The following is a 25,584-nucleotide window of genomic DNA, read 5'->3' as shown; positions in this document are numbered from 1 at the left end:
TACAAGAGCGCCCGTCTGATCAGTCGGTATCAAAGCCGGAAAGAAAACTTGAAGTCCAGCCGCGGGTCCACAAAGTTCTGTATCGTGCCCAGGTCCACTTCTTCGCCGTCGGTCACACAGCGCTCACCCTGACGGGCCGTCACTTCCCCCGCCGATACCGTCAGGCCAAGCTGCACATTGAACACCGGATTGAACTGCCAGCGGTATCCCCAGCGGCCCTGGGCATTGAGCGGCACCAGTGGCCGGCAGACATCGGCCAGTTCATCTTCGAAATCACTGTCGGGCACGATGCTCAACCAGTTGAGTCCGGCCCCATAGTAGAAACCGGACTCGCGCTCCATCATGCGGGTCCATTGCACACCCAGCGCATGAAAGGTACCGCCGTCATCCTGATAGTAGCTGTACTGCGGCCCCCACATGCTGTTTTCCAGCGGCACATCGATGGCAATATCGAACATCACGGCCTGATCGCCACCGGTATAGCCTTCCAGGCCCTGCCACAAACGATAGGGATCAAACCGAAATTCGACTGCCGACGCCGCGGAGCCCAGGCTCAGGCCGACCAGCAGACCAAGGCAGCGGATACTGAAATTGTGGCTCAGCTTCAAGTGCACTGTGAGACCTTTTTTGCCATCCATCATTAACCTTGCGGGCACACCCCGTCAGTTTTCTGACTGCGAGGCCATGAACAGCTTACCAAGCACATCCCGTACCAGTGCGTAAATTTTCTGCCGGTCCGTGCACCAGATCACGTTGATCTCTGCCGCCGCCGGCGGGCAGCATGCTAGACTCGCAGCCATGAAACCGAGCACCCGCCTCACATCCCGGATTGATTCGGCCCGTCGCTGGTGGCTGAACTCTGTCAGTCAGCGCCGCAGCACCTTTCGCTCGCCGCTGCTGTTCATCCTTTTGGTTGCCCTGTTGCTGCTGGGAATGGGCTATGGCCTGGGTTTTTCAGTCGGCCAAGGCCAGGGCGAACAGGCCACCCAGGCGTTGCAGGCAGAAGCTGAAGCCGAGCGGGATGCCCTGGTTGAACAGCATCAGGGAGAACTGGCTGCTCTGCGCGAATCCCGCGATGCCGTGCGTGCGGAGGTTCGCGACATCGCCGACCGGGTGCGCGAACAGGTTGAAACAGCCCAGTTGAGTGCCGGGTCACTGGGTGATTTGCAGAATGACATCGCCGCCTTGCGGCAACGCTATGCCGCTCTGGATGACCGCTATCAGGTTCAGGCCGACGATCTGGCCGACGCTGAATCCGAGATTCGCGACCTGCGGACCCGCCTGAATCAGCAGCAACAGGCGCATGACAGCGAGCGGGCCCGACTCAGAGCCGCGTTGCTGCAGGCCGGCCTTGACGGAGAACTGGCGGGCACGCATGGCATTCGCTTCGAGCAGCAACTGGCCCACTTCGAACAGCAGCTTGCGGTCGAGCGAGAAGCGCTGACCACCCTGCAGCGCCAATGGCAGGACCTTTCAGAGACCCTGATCACTGAACTGACCGAGGGCACCACCCTGCTGTCGCTGGATGAGGTGGCCCTGTTCGACAGCGGCGCCACGCAGTTGTCGGCAGAAGGCGAGCAACGGGTGCGCGAAGTGGCAGAGCTGCTGCAGGCGCTGCCCGACTACGGCATCACGGTTGAGGGTCACACGGATGCATTGCCTCTGGTCCAGTCTGCCACCGCCGACATCAGGGACAACTGGGGCCTGTCTGCCATTCGGGCCGCAGCGACCGTTGCCGCGCTGGAGGCTGCCGGCATTGATCCGGAGCGGCTGCGGGCCGTGGGCTATGCCAGCACTCGCCCGCTCACCAGCGACCCGCGTGAGGCGGCAAATCGCCGTGTCGAACTGATGCTTTACCCGCCGATAGAGCAGAGAGTGCTGCGCCTGCGGCAAAGTCAGGGGACCCGGCTGCTACCGGACGCAACAGAGTTGCCGCAAGATAGCGCAGAGACACCTGACTGATATCCAGTGTGTCCAGCACAGGGTTGAGGCGAGCCGGCAACGGATCCAGGGTCAACAGAATCATGCGCGCAGTGGGCTGCAGGCGACGCAGTATGGCAAGGGTTTCTGCCTCTGCCGGCACTTCCCGACTGCTGCTCAGCAGCACGATGTCGAGATCGTGCTGCTCGGCCAGCGCCTCGACCGCGCTCCAGTCTGTGGCTTCGAACAGGCTGGCATTGGGCATCTTGTTCAGCAGCGCCGACTCGACCTGACGACGCACCACGGGCTGGGCACTATGGAGCAATACATTGGGGGATAGCATGAGACAACCTCCTGTTGACCTTTCGTGCAATTGAGCTTAGAACAGGAATAGCAGCTCTATTGTGCAGATTGGTTACAGTGCGTAATTCAATGTCGAGTCTGTGCTGCGGTTCTTTGCATAAATGTGTGGTTTGCAAACTGGTTCATACCTTTGCTTGCCAAGCGCTGCTACTATGACTACAAAAACAGGTAGACGACAATAATACGTCCGGGACGATCATGCATTTACTGGCGGTACAATCCGAACTCTCGCAACAACTGGCGACGCGCCTCAACCAACTGAATGAGCTGCTTTTTCTGCAGTTGGGTGATCCTGATGAGGTTGTAACGCTGCAGCCGGGTGAGTCCCTGTCCGTTGCCCAGCGCTCCGAAAACTGGAGCTGGCTGCGCCAAGGCGTGATTCGGGGGCTGCTGGAAGAGCAGGCCGTCATCGAGTATGGCCCCGGTGATCTCTTCGGACTGACCAGCGGTTATGGCCTGCCCGACCTGTCGCAGGTAGCGCAGGCCCCCAGCGAAGTCGCCTTGTATGAAGTAGACCGGGTACTGAAGTATCTGCACGAGAGCAAGAAACGGGCTGCCCAGTGGACCGCCTTCCTGCTGACGCAACTCAGCTTTGCGCAGCAGGGCCTGTTGTCCGAGACCACCGGAGATCAGGGCAATACCGGATTTCTGCAATTTTCGGCGGGCGATACCATTATTCGTGAAGGTGATCCTGCCGGCGAGGTCTACCATATGGTGCAGGGCCACGCCGATGTCTATCGCGGCGGCGTGGTGGTGGGCGAAGTGCCCCCCGGAGAACTGTTCGGCGCCATGGCCATGCTCTGCGGAACACCCCGCACCGCGACCGTCGTCGCACGTGACGATGTTCTGGTGGCCGCAGTGCCCCAGGAAGACTTTCAGGGCCTGATTCAGCAGCACCCCGAGACGGCAGTCACCCTGATGGAGAACATGGCCCGCGCCATCAACGACCTCAATGGCCGGCTCCAGGCCTACAGTCGTGACAGCGCGGTGGCTGAAAGTCAGGACTGACACTCAACTATAGCGAATGTCTTACACGGCTTGACCGAAAATCGCTATCACATCTCCGACCTCATGCTGTTATCTTGCTCATGTGCTCAAGAAGAGCACGGGGAAACGACGGCAGGACGCTGTTCACAGGACGTGATTATCTTCATCGGACTTGGCAGGATACATCGTCCCACCGGAAGGGACAGGCCAGCAAACGTAGAGCTCGGGATCGGGCTGTACAGGACGGCCCAATGACAGGCATGTCTGCAGGACGCATAACTTGGAAAAGGATTTCCTAAACTCGTCTTCCCTGAAGGCAGACCCTTCTTCAAGCGGTTCAATCCCCTACTGCATCAGATGTTCCACCGCTGACAGCGCCTGCTGTAGACTGCTGACCGCTATCACCTCGACATCCCTGATCGCCTTGCGCGGCACATTCGACTTTGGCACCACAATGTGGGTGAAGCCGTGCTTGGCCGCTTCACTGACCCGCTCCTGGCCTGAAGGCACTGGGCGCACCTCGCCCGACAACCCCACCTCGCCGAACACACACAGATCTTTCGGCCATGACCGATTCTTCAGGCTCGACAGAATGGCGAGCAGGCTGGCCAGATCGGCGCTTGTTTCCGTGACCTTCACGCCACCGACCACATTCAGATACACATCCTGATCGCCGGTAAAGATGCCACCGTGGCGGTGCAATACAGCCAGCATCATGGCCAGCCGGTTCTGATCCAGCCCGAGTGTCACCCGCTTGGGGTAGCCCCCGGTGGTGTCATCGACCAGTGCCTGCAGTTCAACCAGCAGCGGGCGGGTGCCCTCCCAGAGCACGGTCACCAGTGAGCCCGGTGTGGCTTCCGCCTGCCGGTTGAGAAAAATGGAACTGGGGTTGGTGACTTCCTTGAGGCCCTGTTCGAGCATGGCAAACACGCCCAACTCGTTGACCGCGCCGAAGCGGTTCTTGATCGAGCGCAGGGTACGAAATCGGCTGTCGTGGGCACTTTCCAGCATCACCGAACAGTCAATCATGTGCTCCAGCACCTTGGGCCCGGCCAGAGAGCCGTCCTTGGTGACATGTCCGATCAGGAACAACGCGGCCTGGCTGCGCTTGGCATACTGGGTCAGCATGGCCGCCGTTTCACGGACCTGCGTGACTGACCCGGGGGCTGATTCGATATCCGGGTGGTGCACGACCTGAATAGAGTCGACCAGCAGAATGTCCGGGCGCAGCGTCTCGGCCTGATCCAGGATGGCAGCCACATTGGTCTCGGCCATGATGTGGACGCCTTCAGTCGGCAGGTTGAGCCGCCGGGCGCGCATGGCTATCTGCTGCAGGCTTTCTTCACCGGTCACATAAAGCACCCGGTACTGCCTAGCCAGAGCGCACAGCGTCTGCAGCAGCAGCGTGGACTTGCCGGCCCCCGGGTGGCCACCGACCAGCACGGCCGAGCCCGGCACCAGACCACCGCCCAGTACCCGATCAAATTCGTTGATACCGGTACTCAGTCGCGGCACCTCCGCGAGGTCGACCTCGCTCAGTTGGCGCACCTCGGCCAGCGTGCCGGCAAAGCCCTGGCGACGGGCCGCTACCGTGGCCTTGGCCGGACGGAATTCCTGAATGGTGTTCCAGGTCTTGCACTCGGAGCACTGGCCCTGCCATTTGGAGTATTCGGCACCACACTCGGTGCAGACAAAAGCGGTCTCTCTTTTCTTTACCATGTCAGGTCCGATCTTCCAGCCAGCGTATCAGGGCCTCGGGCGGCAGCGGACGGGAGAACCAGTAACCCTGACCGACGTCACACCCCATTTCCAGCAAACGGGCCACCTGATCCGGGTGTTCGATGCCCTCCGCCACGGTATGCTGCCCGAACGCGCTGGCCAGGCTGAGGATGGCACGCACGATGTCCTGACTCTGCTCACTGGTGGTCAGCGTCTTGATAAAAGTGCGGTCAATTTTCAACTGGTCGATGGGGAAGCGATTCAGGTAGCTGAGACTCGAATAGCCGGTGCCGAAGTCATCCAGAGCCAGATTGACACCCAGGGCTTTCAGTTCCAGCAGAATTTCCCGGGCCCGCTCGGGCTCCCGCACCAGTTCGCTCTCGGTCACCTCCAGCTTGAGCCGATGAGGCTCCAGATGATGTGTTTCGAGTGCCTGCTTGACGGCCATCACGATGCGGTCGTCACTCAAGTGGTCACCAGACAGATTGACGGCCATGAACAGCGACGTCCAATTCGTTTCAGTGTCTATCTTGTGCAGAAACTCGCAAGCCTTTTGCAGGCTGTTGATATCGAGTTCGCGCATCAAACCGGACCGGGCGGCCAGCGGCAGAAAACTGTCAGGGGCCAGGGTGCCCAGCTCGGGATGATACCAGCGTACCAGCGCCTCCAGCCCCAGCGGGCGGCCATCCTGCAGGGAAACCATGGGCTGATAGACACACTGCACCTCGCGGCCATCTGGACTCAGGGCGCGCTTGAGTTCATGCTCGAATTTCAGCTCGGTGAGCGCCTGCTGGTGTACCGGGCTCTGGTGGCGGGCATCGCTCAGTGGTTCGCTGGACAGCCGGGCCAGTGCATCCACATCCAGGTCAGCACTGGAGACCCGCTGCTGAAACGCCCGAAAACGATCCAGCAGGGCCTGAATGACACAGCTTAGAATGGGTTCCGCGGTCTGCACATGACGCTGAAACAGTTCCAGATCGACCTCGAACACCTCGGTCGGCACGGCGGCTTTCGCCGTGGCAGAGCGGACATCATTGTCGATCAACGCCATTTCGCCGAAGATCTCGCCTTCACCCAGATTGGCCAGCAGCACGTCACCTTCGGCCCGCGAGTAGGAAATTTCCACCTCTCCACGTTCGATGATGTAGGCATGCTCCCCGGGCTCACCCTGCCTGAAAATCACCTCACCGGGTTCAAACCGGCGGCGTTGCTGCTTCCCGAACTGCTGTTCCGTCATCACGACCCTCGCAAGCTGGTCTTGTTGCGGTACAGATTATCATGACTGGGCAAATGGGGAACAAACACCGTTCAGGATTCACTCAGGGCGCTGAGCGCCGCACGCAGTTCTTCCGACAACGGAACTGACTTTCCCGCCTGATGATCGTAATGCACCATCACGGTGGTGCCGGACGCACCGCGCTCGCCGTTTTGCCAGACTTCCTGGGAGACATCGAAGGAACTGGTGCCGAGACGCGAGATCCAGGTTCTGATTTCAACCGGCTGGCCATAAAACAGTTCACCATGAAACTGCACTTCATAGCGGGCAAGCATCAGCTTCCAGTTGTGAACGTCGAGATCCGGGGTAAAAATACGGAATACGGGGCTGCGCGCGCCCTCGAACCAGACAGGGATGCGGGTATTGTTGATATGCCCGAGTGCGTCTGTATCCGTGAACCTGGGCTCAAAAGTTTCCTTGAGCATACTGGGAGACTCCGTGCTTGAAAGGAAAGAGTGGCTGCTAAGCATAGGTCACAGACAGAAAGGGAACAATTCCGGTATCATTGCCGCCTGAAATTCAACCTGTTTCCCTGTTCACTGGAGTATACATGCCACTGCTGCCCTGCGTTGAGATAGAACCCGCCCGGGAGGCCACTCATGCCGTTATCTGGTTGCACGGCCTGGGCGCCAATGGCCATGATTTCGAGCCGATCGTGCCACAACTCGGGCTGTCGGACCTGGCAGTGCGTTTCGTCTTTCCGCATGCACCGGACCTGCCCGTCACCATCAATGGCGGCATGCGCATGCCCGCCTGGTATGACATTCTGGAAATGAACCTGGACCGGCGCGTCGACCTTGGCCAGTTGCAGGCATCTGCCGATGCCGTGCGGGCCCTGATCAAGCGTGAAAATGACCGCGGCATTCCCTGCTCGCGCATCGTGCTCGCCGGATTTTCCCAGGGCGGCGCTGTGGCCTATGAGGCCGCCCTGTCCCACCCTGAACCGCTGGCCGGGCTGATGGCCCTGTCGACCTATCTGGCCACCGCCGACACCCTGGAGCGGCACCCGGCCAACAGCGCGCTGCCCACACTGATCCAGCACGGAACCCAGGACCCGGTGGTGCCCGAGGTACTGGGACGCAAGGCCCATGAACAGATGCTGGCGTGGGGTTATCCGGCCGAGTATCAGAACTTTCGGATGCCGCATGCGGTCTGCCCGGAGCAAGTCACCGTTATCGGCCACTGGCTGCGTGCCAGGCTGACAGACTAGAGCACCCGGGCATGCGCATTGTGCGGCGAGTGTTGCGGATACTGGGGTATCTGGTGGCGGCCTGGATTCTGCTGAGCCTGCTGCTGGTGTTGCCTCTGCGCTGGCTGAACCCGCCGGGCACTCTGGTCATGGTCAATCGGTGGTCGCAAATCGAGGACTTTGACCTGCGCTGGCAATGGCTGGCCTGGCAGGATATTCCACCTCATGCCGCCATGGCCGTGGTCGCCTCGGAAGATCAGCGCTTTCCGCTTCACCGGGGGTTTGACGTCGACGCCATGCGCGATGCCTGGCTGGAACGCGAGCGCCGAGGTCAGCTTCGCGGGGCCAGCACCATCAGCCAGCAGGTGGCACGCAATCTGTATCTGTGGACGGGTCGCAGTTGGATGCGCAAGGGGCTGGAAGCCTGGTTCACGCTGCTGATCGAGTGGTTCTGGCCCAAGGAACGTATTCTGGAAGTGTATCTGAATATCGCCGAATGGGGCCCGGGCGGAGTCTTCGGGCTGGAGGCAGCTGCCCAGTACCACTTCAACAAATCAGCTGCCCAGCTCAACCCCTGGGAAAGCGCCCTGCTGGCCGCCACACTGCCCAGCCCGGCCCGCTATACGCCCGGTCGACCTTCAGCATTCATGACTGAACGAGCGCAATGGAATCTGCAGCAGCAGCGCATGCTGGGCGGCACCACCTGGCTGGCACCGCTGTATCAGTGAGTTCCGGCCTGGTATTCCGGGCTCAGCTCCACCACCGCTTCGATAAAGGCCTTGGCATGTTCCGGGTCCACACCCGGAGTGATGCCGTGGCCGAGATTGAAGATATGACCCGGGCCGGAGCCGAAGTTGGCCAGGATTCTCTTCACTTCCTGCCGGATGGCCGCCGGCTCGGCATAGAGTACCGCCGGGTCCATATTGCCCTGCAGCGCCACCTTGTCGCCGACGCGAGCCCGCGCCTGGCCGATGTCCGTCGTCCAGTCCAGACCCAGCGCATCAGCCCCGGTGTCGGCCATGACTTCCAGCCACTGGCCGGCGCCCTTGGTAAACAGGATCACCGGCACGCGCCGCCCTTCGTGCTCCCGAATCAGGCCATCCACAATGCGCTGCATATACTGCAGGCTGAAGGACTGATAGGCATTGTGCGCCAGCGCGCCGCCCCAGGTATCGAAGATCTGCACCACCTGCGCCCCGGCACGGATCTGGGCATTGAGATAATCGGTCACGGCGGTGGCCAGGCGCTCCAGCAGGCCATGGAGAACCTCCGGGTTGCTGTACAGCATGGCCTTGGCGTGAGGAAAATCCTTGCTCGACCCGCCCTCGATCATATAGGTGGCCAGCGTCCAGGGACTGCCGGAGAAGCCGATCAGCGGTACGTCGCCGGCCAGTTCCCGGCGAATCGTGGACACGGCGCGCATCACATAGTCCAGATCGGTCTCTGCGGTCAGCGCCGGCAGAGCCTCGACATCGGCGGCGGAACGCACCACATGGCGGAATTTCGGCCCTTCACCCGTTTCGAAATACAGGCCCAGCCCCATGGCATCGGGAATAGTCAGAATGTCGCTGAACAGGATGGCGGCGTCCAGCGGGTAGCGCCGCAGCGGCTGCATGGTCACTTCACAGGCCAGATCGGCATTGCGGCACAGGCTCATGAAATCGCCGGCCTGCTGCCGGGTCGCCCGGTATTCGGGCAGATAGCGGCCCGCCTGGCGCATCATCCAGATGGGTGTGCGGTCCACAGGCTGCCTCGCCAGGGCGCGCAGAAAGCGGTCATTCTTCAGTTCGGGAGCCAGTTGAGCCATGTGTAGTGATATCCAGGGCAGCAGATGAATGTTGGGGGTCGTTGTCGCCGGGCGGGCAGTTTATCATAGTGCCATGCAGGCATTACATGACCCGTGGTCACTCGGCAGGAAAGTTCTGTGAACTACCTGGCCCATTTATACTTCTCGGAGCTCACACCGGATTCCTGCGTGGGCCAGTTATTGCCCGATTGCATGCCTCCAAAACAGCTTCCCGAGGGGGTCTCGGACGAGTTGCGCCACCATGTCGACCTGCATCTGACCATCGACCGACTCACTGACAGCCACCCGGCCGTGCAGGCGCTCCGGCGCTCATTGCCACCGCCCTATCGGCGCTTTGGCGGGGTCATTCTGGATGTGTTCTTCGATCACTGTCTGGCGCGCAACTGGTCACAATGGAGCGCGCAGCCGCTGCCGGAGTTTGCCGAAGGTGTGTATACAGCGCTGGCCGCCTATAACGGACCGGAGAATGAACGATTGAAGATGCTGCGCACGGCACTGGTTCAGCGGCGCTGGCTGCCAGGGTATGCCACTCGCGAGGGCATGGCCAGGGCGCTAGAGAGTCTTGACAGGCGCAGCCGCTTTCGCACTCCACTGGCCGAAGCACCCGTCCTGCTCGACAGCCACGGCCATCAGGTGGACCAGGTTTTCGCCGACCTTTTCCCGGCATTGCGGGCGGCGGTCAACTCCCAGACCCGGGGAACCTACTGAGCCTGGCCCCGTCTTTTCAATACGTCGCCCAGCTCTGCCAGCTTGAAGGGTTTAGCGAGATAGTCATCCATGCCAGCCATGATGCATCGGTGGCGATCACCCGCCATGGCATTGGCCGTAACAGCCACTATGTACTGGTGCGCCCACTGACGCTCCTGTTCCAGGGTACGAATGCGGTCGGTGGCGGCAAAGCCATCCATTCCGGGCATGTGGATATCCATCAAAATGACATCAAATGGGCCGTCCCTGCCGACCAGTTCCACGGCGCGCATGCCATCATAGGCCGTGGTGACATTGGCCTGCAGGCTCTCCAGCATTTTGCGCACCACAATCTGATTGACGCTGTTGTCTTCGACAACGAGCACCCGGCAACCTGCGAGTTCAGTTCTCTCGTCCGCACTGATCGGCTGGTCATTGGGCTCCTGTCCGTCTGACAGCCATACCGATAGCTTGAACCGGGTGCCTTTACCCGGCGTGCTCTCTGCCTGCAGATCACCCTCCATCAGTCGGGCCAGCTTGCGACTTAGGGCGAGACCCAGCCCGGTACCGCCATATCGTCGGGTTGTGGAGGCGTCAGCCTGGCTGAATTCAGAGAAAAGCTGCGGCATGAACTCCGGATCAATGCCTACCCCGGTGTCTTCCACTTCAATCAGCAGTTGAAAGCGCCCGTGGTGTCGGTGGCCCAACCGGGCGCGCATGCTGACAAGCCCTGATTCGGTGAATTTCACACTGTTGCTGAGCAGGTTCAGGATCACCTGGCGCAAGCGATGCCAGTCTCCCTTGGCAAAACGGGGTATCGACTCATCCAGCTCGATATCGAAGTGGGTCTCTGTGCTCTGCCGTTGGCGCAGCATCGCAAATACCAGGCTATGGATGTCTGACAGCGCGGCCAGAAGATTGAAATCCTCTTCCTCGAACTCGAACTGTTCGGCTTCGATTTTCGACAGATCCAGTACATCGCTGATCTGCTTGAGCAGGTTGTCGGCGGTCTGCCCCAGAGTCTGCAAGTAGCGCTGCTGCTGCTGATCCAGCGAGGTGTCCTGCAACAGTTCAGTAATACCGATAATGCCGTTCAGCGGGGTGCGCATTTCATGGCTCATATTGGCCAGAAAACGACTCTTCGCCTCATTGGCGGTTTCGGCCACTTCACGCAGGCGCCGCGATCGACGTACCTCGTAAATGATGAAGCTGGTGTACATGAAAATAAGGGTGGCGCCGACCAGCAGCAGGCCGAGGATCCAGCGATAGTTGTTCTGCAAAGTCTCCAGCGCTTGGGTCGACAGATCGGTCGACGTGAAGATGTAGGTCTGGCTCAGCTCGAACAGCTCTGCTTCTAGACTGCGTGCGCGGTCAATATAGGCCTGTGCCGACTCGACAGTCAGATCGTTGAGCACGGGCTGCATGGCCAGCAGCTCCTGCTCGAGCTCGGCCATGGCATCATGCAATCGGCTCAGCGACACCGTGGGCAGATGCTGCCGGCTCAGGCCGCGCACCAGTTGTACGCGATGCAGCAGTATTTCCAGGCGCAGTTCAACCACCGCAACCTGCCCGTCATCCGGTGTGGCAACAAACTGGCTCAAGGCATTGATCAGGCGCTGATTTTCCAATTCAAGGCGGGATACATTCCAGGACAACTCGTCTTCACCGGAAGCCCCCAGCGCCTCTATTTCCTGGCGCACGGAATACAGCGTGAACGCCACCAGAATGACCAGCAGAGTACTGATGGTAAACAGGCTGACAAAGCGCAGAGAACGCCAGTTGATGCGGGCGCTGCCTAGGGCAGAGGCAGGACTTCGATGGTTTTGAGTTGCCATACGGATAGGTTTCTAATGTCCCTGTTAGAAAGTTCCGGGCGCTCGGAAAAAGGAAAAAGCACCCAGTAGGGCCCGTAATCTCGCACGGGCATCAGATCTCCATTGCGCTCGAAGACGATCAGCGCATCAGCATCCAGCAGGGTTTCAACATCTGTGCTGATGGCATAATCATTCAGCGCTATCAGGCGCAGCTTTCGCTGCTCTGTTGTCAGGCCCGCTGCACTGAGCAGGGTCTCGATGGTGACTCCGCGATACTGGTCCACAGAGTCGGTCCAGGGTGTTTCGGTGGTCATGTCGACAACCGACATGGCCTGCAGATCGTCATGACCGAACCGCCACCGGTCATCACCACTGACCAGATGCAGGTCGAAAGCCGCCGCTGGAATGGCAAAGATACACGAAAACACTAAACAACTTCGAAGATGCATACGCCACCCTGGTGTTGATGACCCACCGGAATGTTCCGGCTATAAGGTGCCCTCCTCCCCTGAATGCCGTCAGCTTATCCAATTGCTGACACTGCGCTTGACGCTTATCGCACAGGTTACGGTTTGTACACTGTTTAGGCAACTCTGGTGAAGGGTGAAAAGCAGACTTTTTCTTGGCACGAGGCGCCGAGGCCCATGCAGTGCTGCACGGACATCGACACCAGGCCTTTTCAGATGGTCAGGTTCAGCTCTTGCGCGGGCGACGCACCGGCTGACGCCCTTCGGTGTGGCCACCGGTAACGCGGCTGAGGCGCATCGGCTGGTGGCGTACACGAACCTTGCTCAGGTGCTGGTGCAGTTCCTTCGGCATGCCTTCCGGCAGGTCGATCACGCTGTGGTCTTCCTGCAGGCTGATACGGCCAATATGCGCCTTCTCGATACCGGCTTCATTGACGATGGCGCCAACGATATCACCCACCCGAACGCCATGCTGGCGGCCGGCTTCGATGCGGTAGCTCTCGAAACGGATGTTGCTGGTATCGACGCGCTTACCCGGCTTGCGATCCCGATCATTGCGGCGCTCAGTGCGCTCGGGGCGCACATCGGCAACAATGTCCTGGAACTGGGCGGCCACGTTCAGCGGGCGGTCCTTCTGGGCCATGGCCAGCAGGGCTGCAGACAGGGTTTCTACCGGCACGTCGATCTGCTGCTGCAGTTCGGCCAGCAGCTTTTCGAACTCGCTCAGGTCTTCGCTGCCGATGATGTTGACCAGATCGGCGCGGAAAGTCTGAACCCGGCTCTGCTCGATATCCTTGCCTGACGGCAGCTCACGCTTGTCGATCGAGCGACCGGCATGGCGTTCAATGGCTTTCAGCAGGTGGCGCTCACGCGGGGTCACCAGCATGATGGCGCGACCGGTACGACCGGCACGGCCGGTGCGGCCAACCCGGTGGGTGTAGGCTTCGACGTCCAGCGGGATGTCGTAGTTCATGACCAGGTCGATGCGCTTGACGTCCAGACCGCGGGCGGCCACGTCGGTGGCGACGATCAGGTCGATCTTGCCTCTTTTCATGCGCTCGATGGTGGCTTCACGCTGCTGCTGTGACAGGTCACCGTTCAGCGGTGCAGCATCATAGCCGCGGGCCGTCAGCTTCTCGCTCAGTTCCACCGTGGCGGCCTTGGTGCGGGCGAAGATGATGGCGCCGTCGAATTCTTCGACTTCCAGCAGACGGGTCAGCGCATCCAGCTTGTGGTGCTGCTTGAGCAGAATATGGGACTGCTCGATCTGCGCCAGATTGGAGGCAGTCGCCTGAATCTGGATATGTTCCGGCTTGTTCAGGTAGGTCTGCGTCAGGCGGGCGATCTCGCGCGGCATGGTGGCGGAGAACATGGCCAGTTGACGGCCTTCCGGGCAGGCTTCGATGACGGTGGTAACATCGTCGATAAAGCCCATGCGCAGCATTTCGTCGGCTTCGTCCAGTACCAGCGCCTGCAGGCGGGACAGATCGATCTTGTTCGACTTCATGTGGTCCATCAGACGGCCGGGCGTGGCCACCACAACCTGCGGGCCGCGGCTCAGTGCCTTCAACTGGATGCCATAGCTCTGGCCACCGTAGATCGGCAGCACCTGGAAGTGACCGCCGGTAATCAGGCGGGCATAGGCGGTAAAGGCTTCAGCCACCTGAATGGCCAGTTCCCGGGTCGGGGTCAGCACCAGTACCTGGGGAGCGTTCAGGCTGACATTGATGCGCGCCAGCAAGGGCAGCGCAAAGGCAGCGGTTTTGCCGGTGCCGGTCTGCGCCTGGCCCAGTACGTCACGGCCTTGCAGCAGCGGCGGAATGGCAGCAGCCTGAATCGGAGAAGGGGTTTCGTAGCCGAGGTTGGCAACACCGGTGACAAGATTCTGGGGCAGACCCAGATCTGCAAAAGTAACGGCCACGTCATTGGAGATGACTTCAGTCATTAAAAAAGTACCTGTTTTTCAGGATTCACTCTGTGAATCGCACACATGAATGCCCAGTGCCGGCCGTTCTGGCTGGCATTACCCCGTTTTTTCGACGTGCGCAAAACCCGGTCGGGTACTGATCATGTGTGCTGACGACTCTGTAAAGGTCAGCCTTTCCACGAGCGTTTATCTGTGGCGGGGTCAGGGAAGACGGTGCCAGAGGTACTTTCCGTTGAGCAGATTCCGGTAGGACTTTGACTGCGGGCTCAAATTTTGAGTCGCGGACTATACAGCAACCGCTCCCCGAATGCTCGTTTTTTCTTTATGAGCATGTCGTCCTCTGAGCGCGGCCAAGGCCGGCCCCTACAATGGTGGCTTTGTTGTGGGCGCTGGCTTGCCTGCGCTTGGCGGCGAAGCCGCCTTGTGGGGGCTTGCGGCCCCAAGCCTACAATTGAGCCACAACTCACAACTCACAACTCACAACTCACAACTCACAACTCACAACCGTCGACTGTCATCTGTCGACTAAACCCACCCTTGAAACCACGGCAAACCACCCTCAATCGAGTTACAATAGACATGGATTATTCGTTCCAAACTCAATGGAGCTCGACATGAACACCAAGGCAGCTACGACAGATACCCTCAAAGCAGGCAACAAAGAATACCGCATCTACAGCCTGCCCAAAGCCGCCGAACAATTCGGCAACATCGACCGCCTGCCCTTCTCGCTGAAAGTATTGCTCGAGAACCAGCTGCGCAACTTCGACAACGACACCGTCACCAACGACGACATTCAGGCCCTGGTCGACTGGCAGAAGGCCGGCAAGGCCGACCGCGAAATTGCCTATCGCCCGGCCCGCGTTCTGATGCAGGACTTCACCGGCGTGCCCGGCGTGGTCGATCTGGCCTCCATGCGCGCCGCCGTGGCTTCACTGGGCGACGACCCGGAAAAGGTCAACCCGCTGTCGCCGGTAGATCTGGTCATCGACCACTCGGTGATGGTGGATGAATACGCCACCGCCGGCGCCTTCAAAGCCAATGTGCGCCATGAAATGGAGCGCAACGGCGAGCGCTATACCTTCCTGCGCTGGGGCCAGCAGGCGTTCGACAACTTCCGCGTTGTGCCCCCCGGCACCGGCATCTGCCACCAGGTGAACCTGGAATATCTGGGCCAGACTGTCTGGGCCTCGGAAGTCGACGGCGTGCTGGAGGCCTACCCGGACACGCTGGTGGGCACTGACTCGCACACCACCATGATCAACGGCCTCGGCATTCTCGGCTGGGGCGTCGGCGGCATCGAAGCCGAAGCCGCCATGCTGGGTCAGCCGGTGTCGATGCTGATTCCGGAAGTGGTCGGCTTCAAGCTGACCGGCCAGATGAAAGAAGGCATCACCGCCACCGACTTGGTACTGACCGTCACCGAGATGCTGCGCAAGCATGGCGTGGTCGGCAAGTTTGTCGAGTTCTATGGCGACGGCCTGGCCGAACTGCCATTGGCGGATCGCGCCACCATTGCCAACATGGCACCGGAATATGGTGCGACCTGTGGCTTCTTCCCGGTGGATGAAGTCACCATGGAATATCTGCGCCTCACCGGGCGCCCGCAGGAGGTGGTCGAACGCGTTGAAGCCTACTGCAAGGCACAGGGCATGTGGCGCAAGCCGGGTGATGAGCCGGTTTTCACCAGCACACTGCAACTCGACATGACCGAAGTGGAATCCAGCCTGGCCGGGCCCAAGCGCCCGCAGGACCGGGTGGCCATCCAGAACGTCAAGCGCGCCTTCGCCGACTTCATGGATACCCAGTCCAAAACCATCGCCACCAGCGACGAGGCCATGCAGGCCGAAGGCGGCGCAGGTGCGGCCGTGGGTGCCGGCCTGCCGCCGGGCGAAGCCGAGTTCACCATCGACGGCAAGACACATCGCATCAAGCATGGAGATGTGGCCATTGCCGCCATCACCTCCTGTACCAACACCTCCAACCCCAGCGTCATGATGGCCGCAGGTCTGCTGGCAAAGAAGGCTGCCGAGAAGGGTCTGGACCGCAAGCCCTGGGTCAAGACCTCACTGGCACCGGGCTCCAAGGTGGTCACCGAATACCTCGACAGCGCCGGGCTGCTGAACTGGCTCGACAAGTTGGGCTTCAATCTGGTTGGCTACGGCTGCACCACCTGTATCGGCAACTCCGGGCCACTGCACGAGAGCATCGAAAAGGCCATCAGCGACGCTGATCTGACCGTGGCCTCGGTGCTGTCCGGCAACCGCAACTTCGAAGGCCGGGTGCACCCGCTGGTGAAAACCAACTGGCTGGCTTCACCGCCGCTGGTGGTGGCCTATGCGCTGGCCGGCACGGTGCGGATTGATCTGTCGGAAGATCCGCTCGGCGAAGACAAGAACGGCAACCCGCTCTATCTGAAAGACATCTGGCCCAGCACCAAGGAGATCGCCGGCGCGGTCGAGAAGGTGCGCACCGACATGTTCCGCAAGGAATATGGCGAAGTGTTCGAAGGCGACAAGGACTGGAAAGCCATCGAGTTCCCGAAAGGCCAGACCTACGCCTGGCCCGAGTCCACCTATATCCAGCACCCGCCCTTCTTCCAGGGCATGGGCCGCACCCCCGAAGCGATCGAGGACGTCATCGACGCCCGGCCACTGGCCATGCTGGCCGACTCCGTCACCACGGACCACATCTCGCCCGCCGGCGCCATCAAGACCGACAGCCCGGCCGGCCGCTACCTGAAAGAGCATGGCGTGGAGCCGAAAGACTTCAACTCCTACGGCTCGCGGCGCGGCAACCATGAAGTGATGATGCGCGGCACCTTTGCCAATGTGCGCATCCGCAACGAAATGGTGCCGGGCGAAGAAGGCGGCGTGACGCGCCATATCCCCTCCGGCGAGAAGATGGCCATCTATGACGCCGCCATGAACTACCAGGCCGAAGGCCAGCCACTGGCCATCATCGCCGGCAAGGAATACGGCACCGGCTCCTCGCGGGACTGGGCCGCCAAAGGCACCCGTCTGCTCGGCGTGCGCTTTGTGCTGGCCGAATCCTACGAGCGCATCCACCGCTCCAACCTGGTGGGCATGGGTGTACTGCCGCTGCAGTTCCCCGACGGCGTCGACCGCAAGAGCCTGAAACTGACCGGCGAAGAGACCTTCACCGTCAAGGGTCTGAACGACCTCAAGCCCGGGCAGACGGTACCGGTTGCCATCACCTACCCGGATGGCAAAACCGAAACCGTACAGGCCAAATGCCGCATCGACACCGGCAATGAACTGGAGTACTTCCGCCACGGCGGCATCCTCCACTACGTACTGCGCCGCATGATCGGCGCCGCCTGAGGGGCGGAGCCCTGTAGGCTGTGCGGTCCGACGTTTCGGGCCTTGCTCACGCATGGTGTCAAGGGCTTGTGCGTGGCCAAGGGCCACCGCCTACAGATAAGCCTCCGTTGTAGGCTGTGCGGTCCGACGTCTCGGGCTTGCTCACGCATGGTGCCAACGGCTTGTGCGTGGCCAAGGGCCACAGCCTACAGAATAAGCCTCCGTTGTAGGCTGTACGGTCCGACGTCTCGGGCTTGCTCACGCATGGTGCCAACGGCTTGTGCGTGGCCAAGGGCCGCAGCCTACAGATAAGCCTCCGTTGTAGGCTGTGAGCTTGCTCACGCACTCGGCGCCGCCAGGCGCCCTTCCCCCAACCCCAAACCCCAATCTTTTTGCCCACCCCGTCACACTTCTGCCCTGACTATCCCCAGGTTCAGGTCATTTTCCGGTAAATTCATACCCTGCGAACAAAGGGCCCGGCGCACCACTGTGCATGGAATGCACAGGCAGAACCGCCGGCTCCGAAACAAACCCGCCGGCCGGCACAGCCAGGCACCTCTGTGGAAAAGGACTTCAGGTCATGCCGATACGTCTCCTGACGCTCATCTTTGCAATGCTTGTTCTCTGGGGCTGCGAAAGCGGCAGCTCAACAAGTGCCTCCAGCGATACTTCCGATTCATCGGAATCCTCCCCGGATGACAGCTCCGGCGGCTCTCAAGGTAGCGAAGGCGGCTCCGACTCAGGAGACGACACAGACTCCGGCCCGGACCTCTCCGACCTGCCTCCCGACCCCGCCACCATCGCCCCGGAAATCCCCGCCGGAGGTGGTGGCGGCTTTTTCGAGCAGGTCGAATTCCTGTTCTCTGCCGACACCCCGATTCAGAAAGACCTGAACCCGGACAGCCTCGATGAAGACCGGGTCGCCGTGGTGCGCGGCCGGGTACTCGACCGCAACAACGACCCGTTGCATGGCGTCACGGTTAGCATTCATAGGCAACCGCAACTCGGCAGCACACTCAGCCGGGCCGACGGCGCCTTTGATCTGGTGGTCAATGGCGGAGGGCGGCTGATCGTCCACTACGAGAAAGACGGCTACCTGCCGATCCAGCGTGCCGTCGAACCTCAGTGGAACGACTTCGACTTTGCCGACGACATCGTCATGATCCCGCTGGACCCTGAGGTCACCACCGTTGAACTGGGCAACGGCCAGCCGCTGCAGGTCGCCCAGGGCAGCCCGCAAACCGACGCCGACGGCACCCGTCAGGCCACCCTGTTGTTCCCCGAAGGCACCCAGGCCAGCATGACCCTGCCGGATGGCAGCAGCCAGGCCCTGACCGAACTGAATGTCCGAGCCACCGAATACACGGTGGGCGACAATGGCTTTGAAGCCATGCCCGGCGAACTGCCGCCTACCAGCGCCTATACCTATGCCGTGGAACTCAGTGTCGATGAAGCCATCGCTGCCGGCTCCAATCGGGTCGACTTTGATCAACCGGTTCCGCTTTATGTGGACAACTTCCTGGACTTTCCCACCGGAGAAATCGTCCCCGCCGGCTACTACGACTATGAAGATGCCGTCTGGAAAGCCGGCGACAACGGCCGCGTGATCGAGATTCTGAGCATCGAATCGGATCTGGCCATACTGGATGTAACAGGCGACGGCACCCCCGCCACCGAAGAAGAACTGGCCGCCCTGGGTATTGATACGGCAGAACAGGAAAAGCTGGCCGATCTATATGACGCCGGCAAGACCCTCTGGCGCACCCCCGTCAACCACTTCACCCCCTGGGACTGCAACTGGCCCTATGGCCCGCCGCTGGATGCCGAGCGGCCGAATGTGCCCACACCGGAAACCAACAACCTCTACCAGCCCGACAACACGGATGAAGAAAACGAGTGCCCCGGCTGTGTCATCAGCCCCCAGCGCCAGACCCTGGGCGAAAGCCTGCCCGTAGCCGGCACGCCGTTTGAGCTGGTCTATCGCAGCGACAGAACACCCGGCTACAAGAACAATGTCGCCGACATAGCCGTCAGCGGGCCGAGTGTCCCCCCCAGCCTAGAAAAAATACGGCTTGATATCCGCGTCGCCGGGCAGCATTTTAGAGAATATTTTAGTGCCGCCCCAAATCAAAAGTACCGATTCGAGTGGGATGGACGAGATGGTTTTGGACGTCAGGTGCGAGGGGACCATGATGCCCACATTACCATCAGCCATTACTACCCCTGTGTTTACTATAGTGCCCGCTCTGACTTCAGTCAGGCTTGGGCTCAATTCGGCGATACTGGTGAGGCAGTCGGCACTCGCAGTGACTGCCAGTCAATGGTGCTTGACCAGAGCCAGCAATTCCAACTGACGGGTTCCTTGCCTGTGAGACCAGATACAGTTGGCGCATGGTCCCTAGATGTTCACCACATGTTTGATTCCAAGCGCGGCAAGCTTCTAATGGGGAATGGCGAACAGCAATCCAACGTTGGTAGTGTGATCGATACCATTACTGGGATAGGGCAGGGGTTCACCGGAGACGGCGACTTTGCCACTCAAGCTCAACTGAATAGCCCAATTGGGGCAGTAGTCGATCAAACTGGAAATCTATTTATAGCTGATACTGTGAACCACCGCGTCCGCAGGGTAAGCCCAAATGGCATGATCGAGACTGTAGCTGGCTCAGGGGGTGTTGGAAATCAAAACGGATTCTTTTCCGGCGATGGGGGCCCGGCTATTCAGGCTCGATTGAATTACCCTCACGGGATTGCCCTAGATAATCTCGGAAATCTCTACATCGCAGACACTCATAGCCATCGCGTTCGCAGGGTCGGCGTCGACGGTGTTATTGAAACCGTGGCTGGTGATGGCGTCGTTGGCAATTCCGGAGATGGGGGGCCAGCCACGCAGGCACGGCTTAATAATCCAGTAGATATAGCCTTGGACACCGCGGGCAATCTCTACATTGTGAATTACAGCAGTCATCGTATTCGCCGAGTAGACTCGGAAGGCAATATAGAAACAGTAGCAGGTTCAGGATTTGGCGGTGGCTATTCCGGTGACGGTGGCCCGGCAACAGAGGCTCAGTTGAACAGCCCAACTGGTATCGAACTTGACAGATTGGGCAACATATACATCGCGGATTCGGAGAACAACCGAATTCGTCGGATCAGTCAAGATGGCATCATAGAGACATTTGCGGGTAATGGAAGCCGGGGCTTTTCCGGCGATGGTGAGCGCGCAACAGATGCTGCTCTGAATGTACCATGGGGGGTCTCCTCAGGTGGCGGCAATCTCTACATAGCAGATACAGGTAACAATCGCGTACGCTGGATAGGTCCAGATGGTGTCATTCACACTTTGGCTGGTGATGGCAACCAAGGCTTCACTGGCGATGGTGGACTAGCCAGCCAAGCCGAACTCAATTTCCCCTATAGAGTTGCTCTGGATGGCGAAGGCAATCTCTACACGGCAGATACACAAAATCATCGTATACGCCTAGTTCGACTCCCGCTGGCGATTCCAAATGCAGAGAATGAGACTCAAATCCCCTCCAAAGACGGCACCCGCCTCTTCCATTTCGACAGTACCAACCGCCACATTCGCACCACGGATACCACCACTGGCGTTGCCCTCTACACCTTCGAGTATGACGACAATGACCTGCTGATCAGCGTGACCGACCAGCACGACAACACCACGCAGATCGAACGTATGTCCGACGGCTCTGCCACCGCCATTGTGGCACCGGAGGGTCAGCGCACGGAGCTGACTTTGGATCACAACGGCCACCTGGTGAGTCTGAGCAACCCGGCCAGTGAGCGCTGGTCGATGGAGTACACATCGGATGGCCTGCTGACCCGGTTCGAGACGCCGAACAACCACGCCAACCGCTTTCACTATGACGAGAACGGCCGTCTGATACAGGACGAGGCACCCGACGGCGGCGGCTGGACCATTCAGCGAACCGAACTTAGCAACGGCTACCGCACGGACATGATCAGTGGCGAAGGGCGGGTATCGCAATTCACCGTGCAGCGAAGCAGCACCGACGAGCGCATCTACATCAATGAATCACCCGATGGCAGCCGGACCGAACGGATTCATACCGATGCCGGTACCGACATCACCCGGCCGGATGGCACCCAGATCAGCCGCAGTTATACCCCGGACCCGCGTTTCGGCATGCAGTCCCCCGTGCCCTCGTCCGAACGTATCGAAACCCCCAGTGGCCTTACCCTCGAGGCCACCACCGAGCGCAGCGCATCGCTGGATGACGAGAACGATCAGTTGAGTCACAACACCCTGACGACCCTGAGCACGGTGAACGACCGGGAAAGCGTCTCTACCTACGATGCCTCCGAGCTCACCTGGACCCACACCAGCCCCGAAGGCCGCAGCCTCACCCAGTGGCTCAATGAGGAAGGCCTGCTGGACCGCGCCCAGGCCGGCAACCTGACCGACATCCGCTATCACTATGACGATCGCGGCCGCCCCACCCGTATCGACCGCGGTACCCATGGCGAGCGCTCGGTGGAGTTCGACTATGACCACTTCGGTTATCTGAACCGGGTCACCAATGCCCTCGGCCAGTCGGTCAACCTGACCAACGATGCCGTGGGGCGGGTGACGTCTCAGCTCAATCCGGACGGCAGCCAGGTGCACTATGACTATGATGCGCTAGGCCAGCTTACCGAAATCACGCTGGGTACCGGCGAACGCCATCGCTTCTACTACACCTCACGGGAAGACATCGAGCGCTATCGGCCGCCACAGGCCAATGATCTGGCGACCGAAGACCCGATGGGAGCTGACCACCCGACCACACGCTATATCTACAATCTGGATCGGCAACTGACCGAGAAGATTCGCCCGGACGGCGCCAGTATCAACCTGGGCTATGGCGACACCAGCGGCCTGCTGGAAGCCATATCGCTGGACACGGGCAGCTATCTGTATGAGTACTTCGGCGCCGACGACCCCATCCACAGCGGGCAACTGAAACGCCTGACCGCCCCGGGTGGCCAGCACATCGACTATGAGTATGACGGCTTCCTGCTCACCGGCACCGACTGGAGCGGCACCATAGAAGGCGCCCTGGGTTACGAGTACAACCACTACTTCGAACCGATCAGCCAGTCGATCAATGGCGACACCCTGAGCTGGCAATACAATGAGGACAGCCAGGTAACGGAAGCCGGCGACCTGAGCCTCCAGTACCACTCTGGCAATGCGCTGCTGACCGGCACCAGTCTGGACAACCTCGACACCAGCCTCAGCTACAATGACCTGGGCGAACTGTCGGCCTACAGCGCCAGCCACTCCGGTTCATCCGTGTTCCATTACAGCCTGCAGCGGGACGACGCCGGCCGCATTACCGGCAAAACAGAGACCGTCAACGGCACCACGGTCGAGTACCAGTACCGCTATGACCAGAACGACCGGCTGGATCAGGTCATCCGGAACGGCGAAGTGGTCGGCTCCTGGCAATATGACGACAATGGCAACCGGACCCATGAGAACGGTACCCAGATCGCCCAGTACGACGCCCAGGACCGACTTATCCAGTATGGCGACCATGAGTACCGCTATACCGCCAACGGCGAACTGACCCGGAAGACCGACACCGTCACCGGCGACACCACACTGTACGACTATGACGCCTTCTCCAACCTGCGCCAGGTCACCCTGCCCGATGGCACCAAGATCGAGTATGTGATCGACGGCCAGAATCGGCGCGTGGGCAAAAAACGCGATGGCGAACTGGAACAGGGCTTCCTGTATCAGGGGCAGCTTAACCCCGTCGCAGAACTGGACGGCAACAACAACGTAATTGCCCGCTTTGTCTATGGCGACAAGGGCCACGTGCCCAGCTACATGATCAAGGGCGGCAACCGCTACCGCCTCATCAGCGACCACCTCGGCAGCGTACGCCAGGTCATCGACGCCCAGACCGGCGACATCGCCCAGCTCCTCGACTACGACGCCTGGGGCAATGTCACCCAAGACACCAACCCCGGCTTCCAGCCCTTCGGCTATGCCGGTGGTATTTATGACCGTGATACCGGATTGGTGAGGTTTGGGGCGCGGGATTATGACCCTGAAGTGGGAAGGTGGACGACCAAGGATCCGATTGGATTTAAAGGTGGGTTGAATCATTATGTTTATGCTTATGGAGATCCCATAAACTATGTGGACATAAATGGTTTATGGAGCATAAGAGTAAATGCATTTATCGGCAAGGGAGGTAATATAACTTTCGGTAGAAGTAACGATAAATGGTTTTTTACCGTAGGTGCTGGCTTTGGTCTTGGAGGAGGAATTTCATATAATCCTCAGGGCTCTTTTCCGACACCCAATAATGGACAACAGTACGATGGTCTTGAAGCTTACACTGGTTTTCAAGGTTGGGCTGGTGGATCTTTTGGTCCAATAGCAGGTGGCTGGTTCGGTCAAACTGGGATAACTTCTGGCATAACCTGTGATGGCAACTTATCTGCTGACTTTACAGAAAGCGGAAGCCTATACAATACGCTCAGCCCAAATAAAGAAATGGGAGCAAAACTAGGGTTTGGTGGCACATATACGGTGGGTATAGCATGGTAATTTATGGATATAGAAGAAAACAGGCTAAATGGCTTTGGATAACTATTGCTTTAGCAATTTTTATTGCAGTTGTTTTGTTTTACTTAAGGGCAGCTAGACCATCTTTTGATGAGGCCGCATGGGCATTTTTTATACCATTTCCATTTCTTGCCTTCATGATTGCCTTCTTTATGCATTCCGTGTACGCGTACAAAGTTCACGGAGGTATTATAAAATTGGCATTTCTGGCTTTTTCATGTTTGTCAGTAGTTGCGGCAATTCTCGTTACTGCAATATGGGTTAACCAACACTTAGGGAGCCTCTGAATGATCGATTCAGAGGCTCCCTAGTTGATTATTTGTCACCCATATAATGACCGCTCCCCGGCGTTAATGAACACTGTGGGCAAGGCTTTGCCACTGTGGCACGTTTGAGCCTTGCCCACCCGTGGTGCCGAATAGGTCGCTACCGCAGGCCTCGACCGTAGGAGCGCACCCTGTGCGCGACAGGATGTCATCGGCGCGGTCAGACAAACAAAACGACCAAAACGGAAAGGAGCAACCGGTGAACCAAGGCTTTATCTATTTTGCCACCACTGCAAGCCTCGTGGTTTTCGCATACCTAATCGAAAAGGCGGGCTCAAAACCTGAGTGTGGCACCTACAAGTTCAGCAGGGGATCTATCGCTTTATTGGGCTTCGGCGTTCTCTTGTTTGGCGGACTCGTTGCTTATGGGGTATACGAGGGAATAAGTGATACGGAACAATTGTCCGAGGAGTGGCCAATACTGTTGGGACTTTTTGGATTCCTCCTCGCCTCTATATTTGGAGTGACTTACTACCCCAGCGTCCGCTTCACCATTGAAAACGGTACTCTCACTTACAAATCAATCTGGGCCACCAAGGTATTCGACCTGACTCAACCCTTCACACTCACCTGTTATCCCGCTTCCGGGCAATATGTGATTCGTCAGGGCAAGATGAAAACCAAAATATCCAGCTATATGTCCGGCTGGCAGTATCTGCTGGAAGAGATCGAAAAGCAGGCTACGGCCATGGAGAAAATAGAGAAGAAGTAAATTCGTCTCAGTGGCAAAAAACACACCCTTGGGGAGATTAGATGGATGTGGTCCAACACGGCAAAATTTGATACCTGATACGTAATAGCTTACAGTTTACAGTGATTCGCAGCTTCAAACACAAAGGATTGGCGAAGTTCTTCAAAACCGGCAGCACGGCGGGGATTCAGGCGAATCATGCCGCAAAGCTACGGCTCATTCTTGGCCGGTTGAATGTGGCTTCAGACGTCAAGGATATGGATTTGCCAGGCCTTCGATTGCATGCCCTGTCAGGTAATCGTTCTGGGGTTTGGGCGGTCACAGTGAGTGGCAACTGGCGTGTTACATTCCGGTTTGAAGACGGAGATGCCGAGGTCGTGAACTACGAAGACTATCACTGAGGTGCAGCCCATGCAGATGCACAATCCCCCTCACCCTGGCGAGGTGATTCGCGAGCTTTGTCTGGAACCTTTGGGCCTGT

The 25,584-nt window shown here is 59.2% G+C and carries 18 protein-coding genes; 10 read left to right on the top strand and 8 right to left on the bottom strand.

Features of this window, described 5'->3' with window-relative positions; translation table 11 throughout:
* Positions 1-29: 29 nt before the first annotated feature.
* On the bottom strand, positions 30-608 hold the full coding sequence (locus LAT62_RS03415) for a hypothetical protein (protein ID WP_293378981.1): 579 nt from the start codon (positions 606-608) through the stop codon (positions 30-32).
* Between the two features lie 190 nt (positions 609-798).
* Here LAT62_RS03415 and LAT62_RS03410 point away from each other — a divergent pair, with 190 nt between their 5' ends.
* Entirely contained in the window at positions 799-1,962 is a 1,164-nt protein-coding gene (locus LAT62_RS03410) for an OmpA family protein (protein ID WP_293378978.1), read from the top strand.
* A gap of 519 nt (positions 1,963-2,481) precedes the next feature.
* Complete coding sequence (locus LAT62_RS03405) at positions 2,482-3,291, top strand: cyclic nucleotide-binding domain-containing protein (RefSeq protein ID WP_293378975.1); 810 nt, start codon at positions 2,482-2,484, stop codon at positions 3,289-3,291.
* Positions 3,292-3,615: 324 nt separating this feature from the next.
* Here the strand turns inward: LAT62_RS03405 and radA are convergent, their stop codons facing one another.
* The 3 genes from radA to LAT62_RS03390 all read right to left on the bottom strand — a co-directional run bounded on the left by radA (position 3,616) and on the right by LAT62_RS03390 (position 6,690).
* Entirely contained in the window at positions 3,616-4,989 is a 1,374-nt protein-coding gene (gene radA, locus LAT62_RS03400; protein WP_293378972.1) for a DNA repair protein RadA, read from the bottom strand.
* Between the two features lies 1 nt (position 4,990).
* Entirely contained in the window at positions 4,991-6,226 is a 1,236-nt protein-coding gene (locus tag LAT62_RS03395; RefSeq protein WP_293378969.1) for an EAL domain-containing protein, read from the bottom strand.
* A gap of 71 nt (positions 6,227-6,297) precedes the next feature.
* Positions 6,298-6,690, bottom strand: coding sequence for a thioesterase family protein (locus LAT62_RS03390; protein WP_293378966.1), 393 nt, complete (start codon positions 6,688-6,690; stop codon positions 6,298-6,300).
* Between the two features lie 125 nt (positions 6,691-6,815).
* On the opposite strand from LAT62_RS03390, the gene LAT62_RS03385 reads away from it, so the two are divergent.
* The gene (locus LAT62_RS03385) at positions 6,816-7,475 is read left to right on the top strand and encodes an alpha/beta fold hydrolase (protein WP_293378963.1); all 660 of its coding nucleotides are present in this window, start codon (positions 6,816-6,818) and stop codon (positions 7,473-7,475) included.
* Between the two features lie 11 nt (positions 7,476-7,486).
* Complete coding sequence (mtgA, locus tag LAT62_RS03380; RefSeq protein WP_293378961.1) at positions 7,487-8,182, top strand: monofunctional biosynthetic peptidoglycan transglycosylase; 696 nt, start codon at positions 7,487-7,489, stop codon at positions 8,180-8,182.
* On the opposite strand, the gene hemE is transcribed toward mtgA, so the two are convergent.
* Positions 8,176-9,261, bottom strand: a complete 1,086-nt coding sequence (hemE, locus tag LAT62_RS03375; protein WP_293378959.1) for a uroporphyrinogen decarboxylase — start codon at positions 9,259-9,261, stop codon at positions 8,176-8,178. The two genes, mtgA and hemE, sit on opposite strands and share 7 nt — an antisense overlap.
* Before the next feature lie 168 nt (positions 9,262-9,429).
* Between hemE and LAT62_RS03370 the strand changes: the two genes are divergently transcribed.
* Complete coding sequence (locus tag LAT62_RS03370; protein ID WP_293378957.1) at positions 9,430-9,969, top strand: acyl carrier protein phosphodiesterase; 540 nt, start codon at positions 9,430-9,432, stop codon at positions 9,967-9,969.
* Here LAT62_RS03370 and LAT62_RS03365 read toward each other — a convergent pair.
* The 3 genes from LAT62_RS03365 to LAT62_RS03355 all read right to left on the bottom strand — a co-directional run bounded on the left by LAT62_RS03365 (position 9,963) and on the right by LAT62_RS03355 (position 14,174).
* Positions 9,963-11,783: an ATP-binding protein gene (locus LAT62_RS03365; protein ID WP_293378955.1), complete on the bottom strand. Its 1,821-nt coding sequence runs from the start codon at positions 11,781-11,783 to the stop codon at positions 9,963-9,965. The genes LAT62_RS03370 and LAT62_RS03365 overlap by 7 nt on opposite strands.
* Positions 11,744-12,190, bottom strand: a complete 447-nt coding sequence (locus tag LAT62_RS03360; protein ID WP_293378953.1) for a hypothetical protein — start codon at positions 12,188-12,190, stop codon at positions 11,744-11,746. The genes LAT62_RS03365 and LAT62_RS03360 overlap by 40 nt, the downstream gene beginning before the upstream one ends.
* A 265-nt stretch (positions 12,191-12,455) precedes the next feature.
* Positions 12,456-14,174, bottom strand: a complete 1,719-nt coding sequence (locus tag LAT62_RS03355) for a DEAD/DEAH box helicase (protein WP_293378951.1) — start codon at positions 14,172-14,174, stop codon at positions 12,456-12,458.
* A 596-nt stretch (positions 14,175-14,770) separates the two neighbouring features.
* Between LAT62_RS03355 and acnA the strand changes: the two genes are divergently transcribed.
* From acnA to LAT62_RS03330, 5 genes are all read left to right on the top strand, one after another.
* The gene (acnA, locus tag LAT62_RS03350) at positions 14,771-17,500 is read left to right on the top strand and encodes an aconitate hydratase AcnA (RefSeq protein ID WP_293378949.1); all 2,730 of its coding nucleotides are present in this window, start codon (positions 14,771-14,773) and stop codon (positions 17,498-17,500) included.
* Positions 17,501-18,059: 559 nt separating this feature from the next.
* The gene (locus tag LAT62_RS03345; RefSeq protein ID WP_293378947.1) at positions 18,060-24,068 is read left to right on the top strand and encodes an RHS repeat-associated core domain-containing protein; all 6,009 of its coding nucleotides are present in this window, start codon (positions 18,060-18,062) and stop codon (positions 24,066-24,068) included.
* Positions 24,062-24,373 carry a hypothetical protein gene (locus LAT62_RS03340; RefSeq protein WP_293378945.1) on the top strand — a complete coding sequence of 104 codons (312 nt, stop codon included), beginning with the start codon at positions 24,062-24,064 and terminating at the stop codon, positions 24,371-24,373. Before LAT62_RS03345 ends, LAT62_RS03340 begins: the two co-directional genes overlap by 7 nt.
* Positions 24,374-24,545: 172 nt before the next feature.
* A complete protein-coding gene (locus LAT62_RS03335; protein ID WP_293378943.1) occupies positions 24,546-25,124 on the top strand; it encodes a hypothetical protein in 579 nt (192 codons plus the stop codon).
* A 101-nt stretch (positions 25,125-25,225) separates the two neighbouring features.
* On the top strand, positions 25,226-25,504 hold the full coding sequence (locus tag LAT62_RS03330) for a type II toxin-antitoxin system RelE/ParE family toxin (RefSeq protein WP_293378941.1): 279 nt from the start codon (positions 25,226-25,228) through the stop codon (positions 25,502-25,504).
* Positions 25,505-25,584: the final 80 nt, after the last annotated feature.

The sequence above is a fragment of the Natronospirillum sp. genome (assembly GCF_022565775.1).
GTDB lineage: Bacteria > Pseudomonadota > Gammaproteobacteria > Pseudomonadales > Natronospirillaceae > Natronospirillum.
The sequence above is the reverse complement of the archived record's forward strand: the minus strand, read 5'-3'. Positions and strand labels throughout refer to the sequence as shown.

Coding starts and splice junctions, on each gene's coding strand:
- LAT62_RS03410 (WP_293378978.1), top strand. CDS start 799: ATGAAACCGAGCACCCGCCTCACATCCCGGATTGATTCGGCCCGTCGC.
- LAT62_RS03405 (WP_293378975.1), top strand. CDS start 2,482: ATGCATTTACTGGCGGTACAATCCGAACTCTCGCAACAACTGGCGACG.
- radA (WP_293378972.1), bottom strand. CDS start 4,989: ATGGTAAAGAAAAGAGAGACCGCTTTTGTCTGCACCGAGTGTGGTGCC.
- LAT62_RS03395 (WP_293378969.1), bottom strand. CDS start 6,226: ATGACGGAACAGCAGTTCGGGAAGCAGCAACGCCGCCGGTTTGAACCC.
- LAT62_RS03390 (WP_293378966.1), bottom strand. CDS start 6,690: ATGCTCAAGGAAACTTTTGAGCCCAGGTTCACGGATACAGACGCACTC.
- LAT62_RS03385 (WP_293378963.1), top strand. CDS start 6,816: ATGCCACTGCTGCCCTGCGTTGAGATAGAACCCGCCCGGGAGGCCACT.
- mtgA (WP_293378961.1), top strand. CDS start 7,487: ATGCGCATTGTGCGGCGAGTGTTGCGGATACTGGGGTATCTGGTGGCG.
- hemE (WP_293378959.1), bottom strand. CDS start 9,261: ATGGCTCAACTGGCTCCCGAACTGAAGAATGACCGCTTTCTGCGCGCC.
- LAT62_RS03365 (WP_293378955.1), bottom strand. CDS start 11,783: ATGGCAACTCAAAACCATCGAAGTCCTGCCTCTGCCCTAGGCAGCGCC.
- LAT62_RS03355 (WP_293378951.1), bottom strand. CDS start 14,174: ATGACTGAAGTCATCTCCAATGACGTGGCCGTTACTTTTGCAGATCTG.
- acnA (WP_293378949.1), top strand. CDS start 14,771: ATGAACACCAAGGCAGCTACGACAGATACCCTCAAAGCAGGCAACAAA.
- LAT62_RS03345 (WP_293378947.1), top strand. CDS start 18,060: ATGCCGATACGTCTCCTGACGCTCATCTTTGCAATGCTTGTTCTCTGG.
- LAT62_RS03340 (WP_293378945.1), top strand. CDS start 24,062: ATGGTAATTTATGGATATAGAAGAAAACAGGCTAAATGGCTTTGGATA.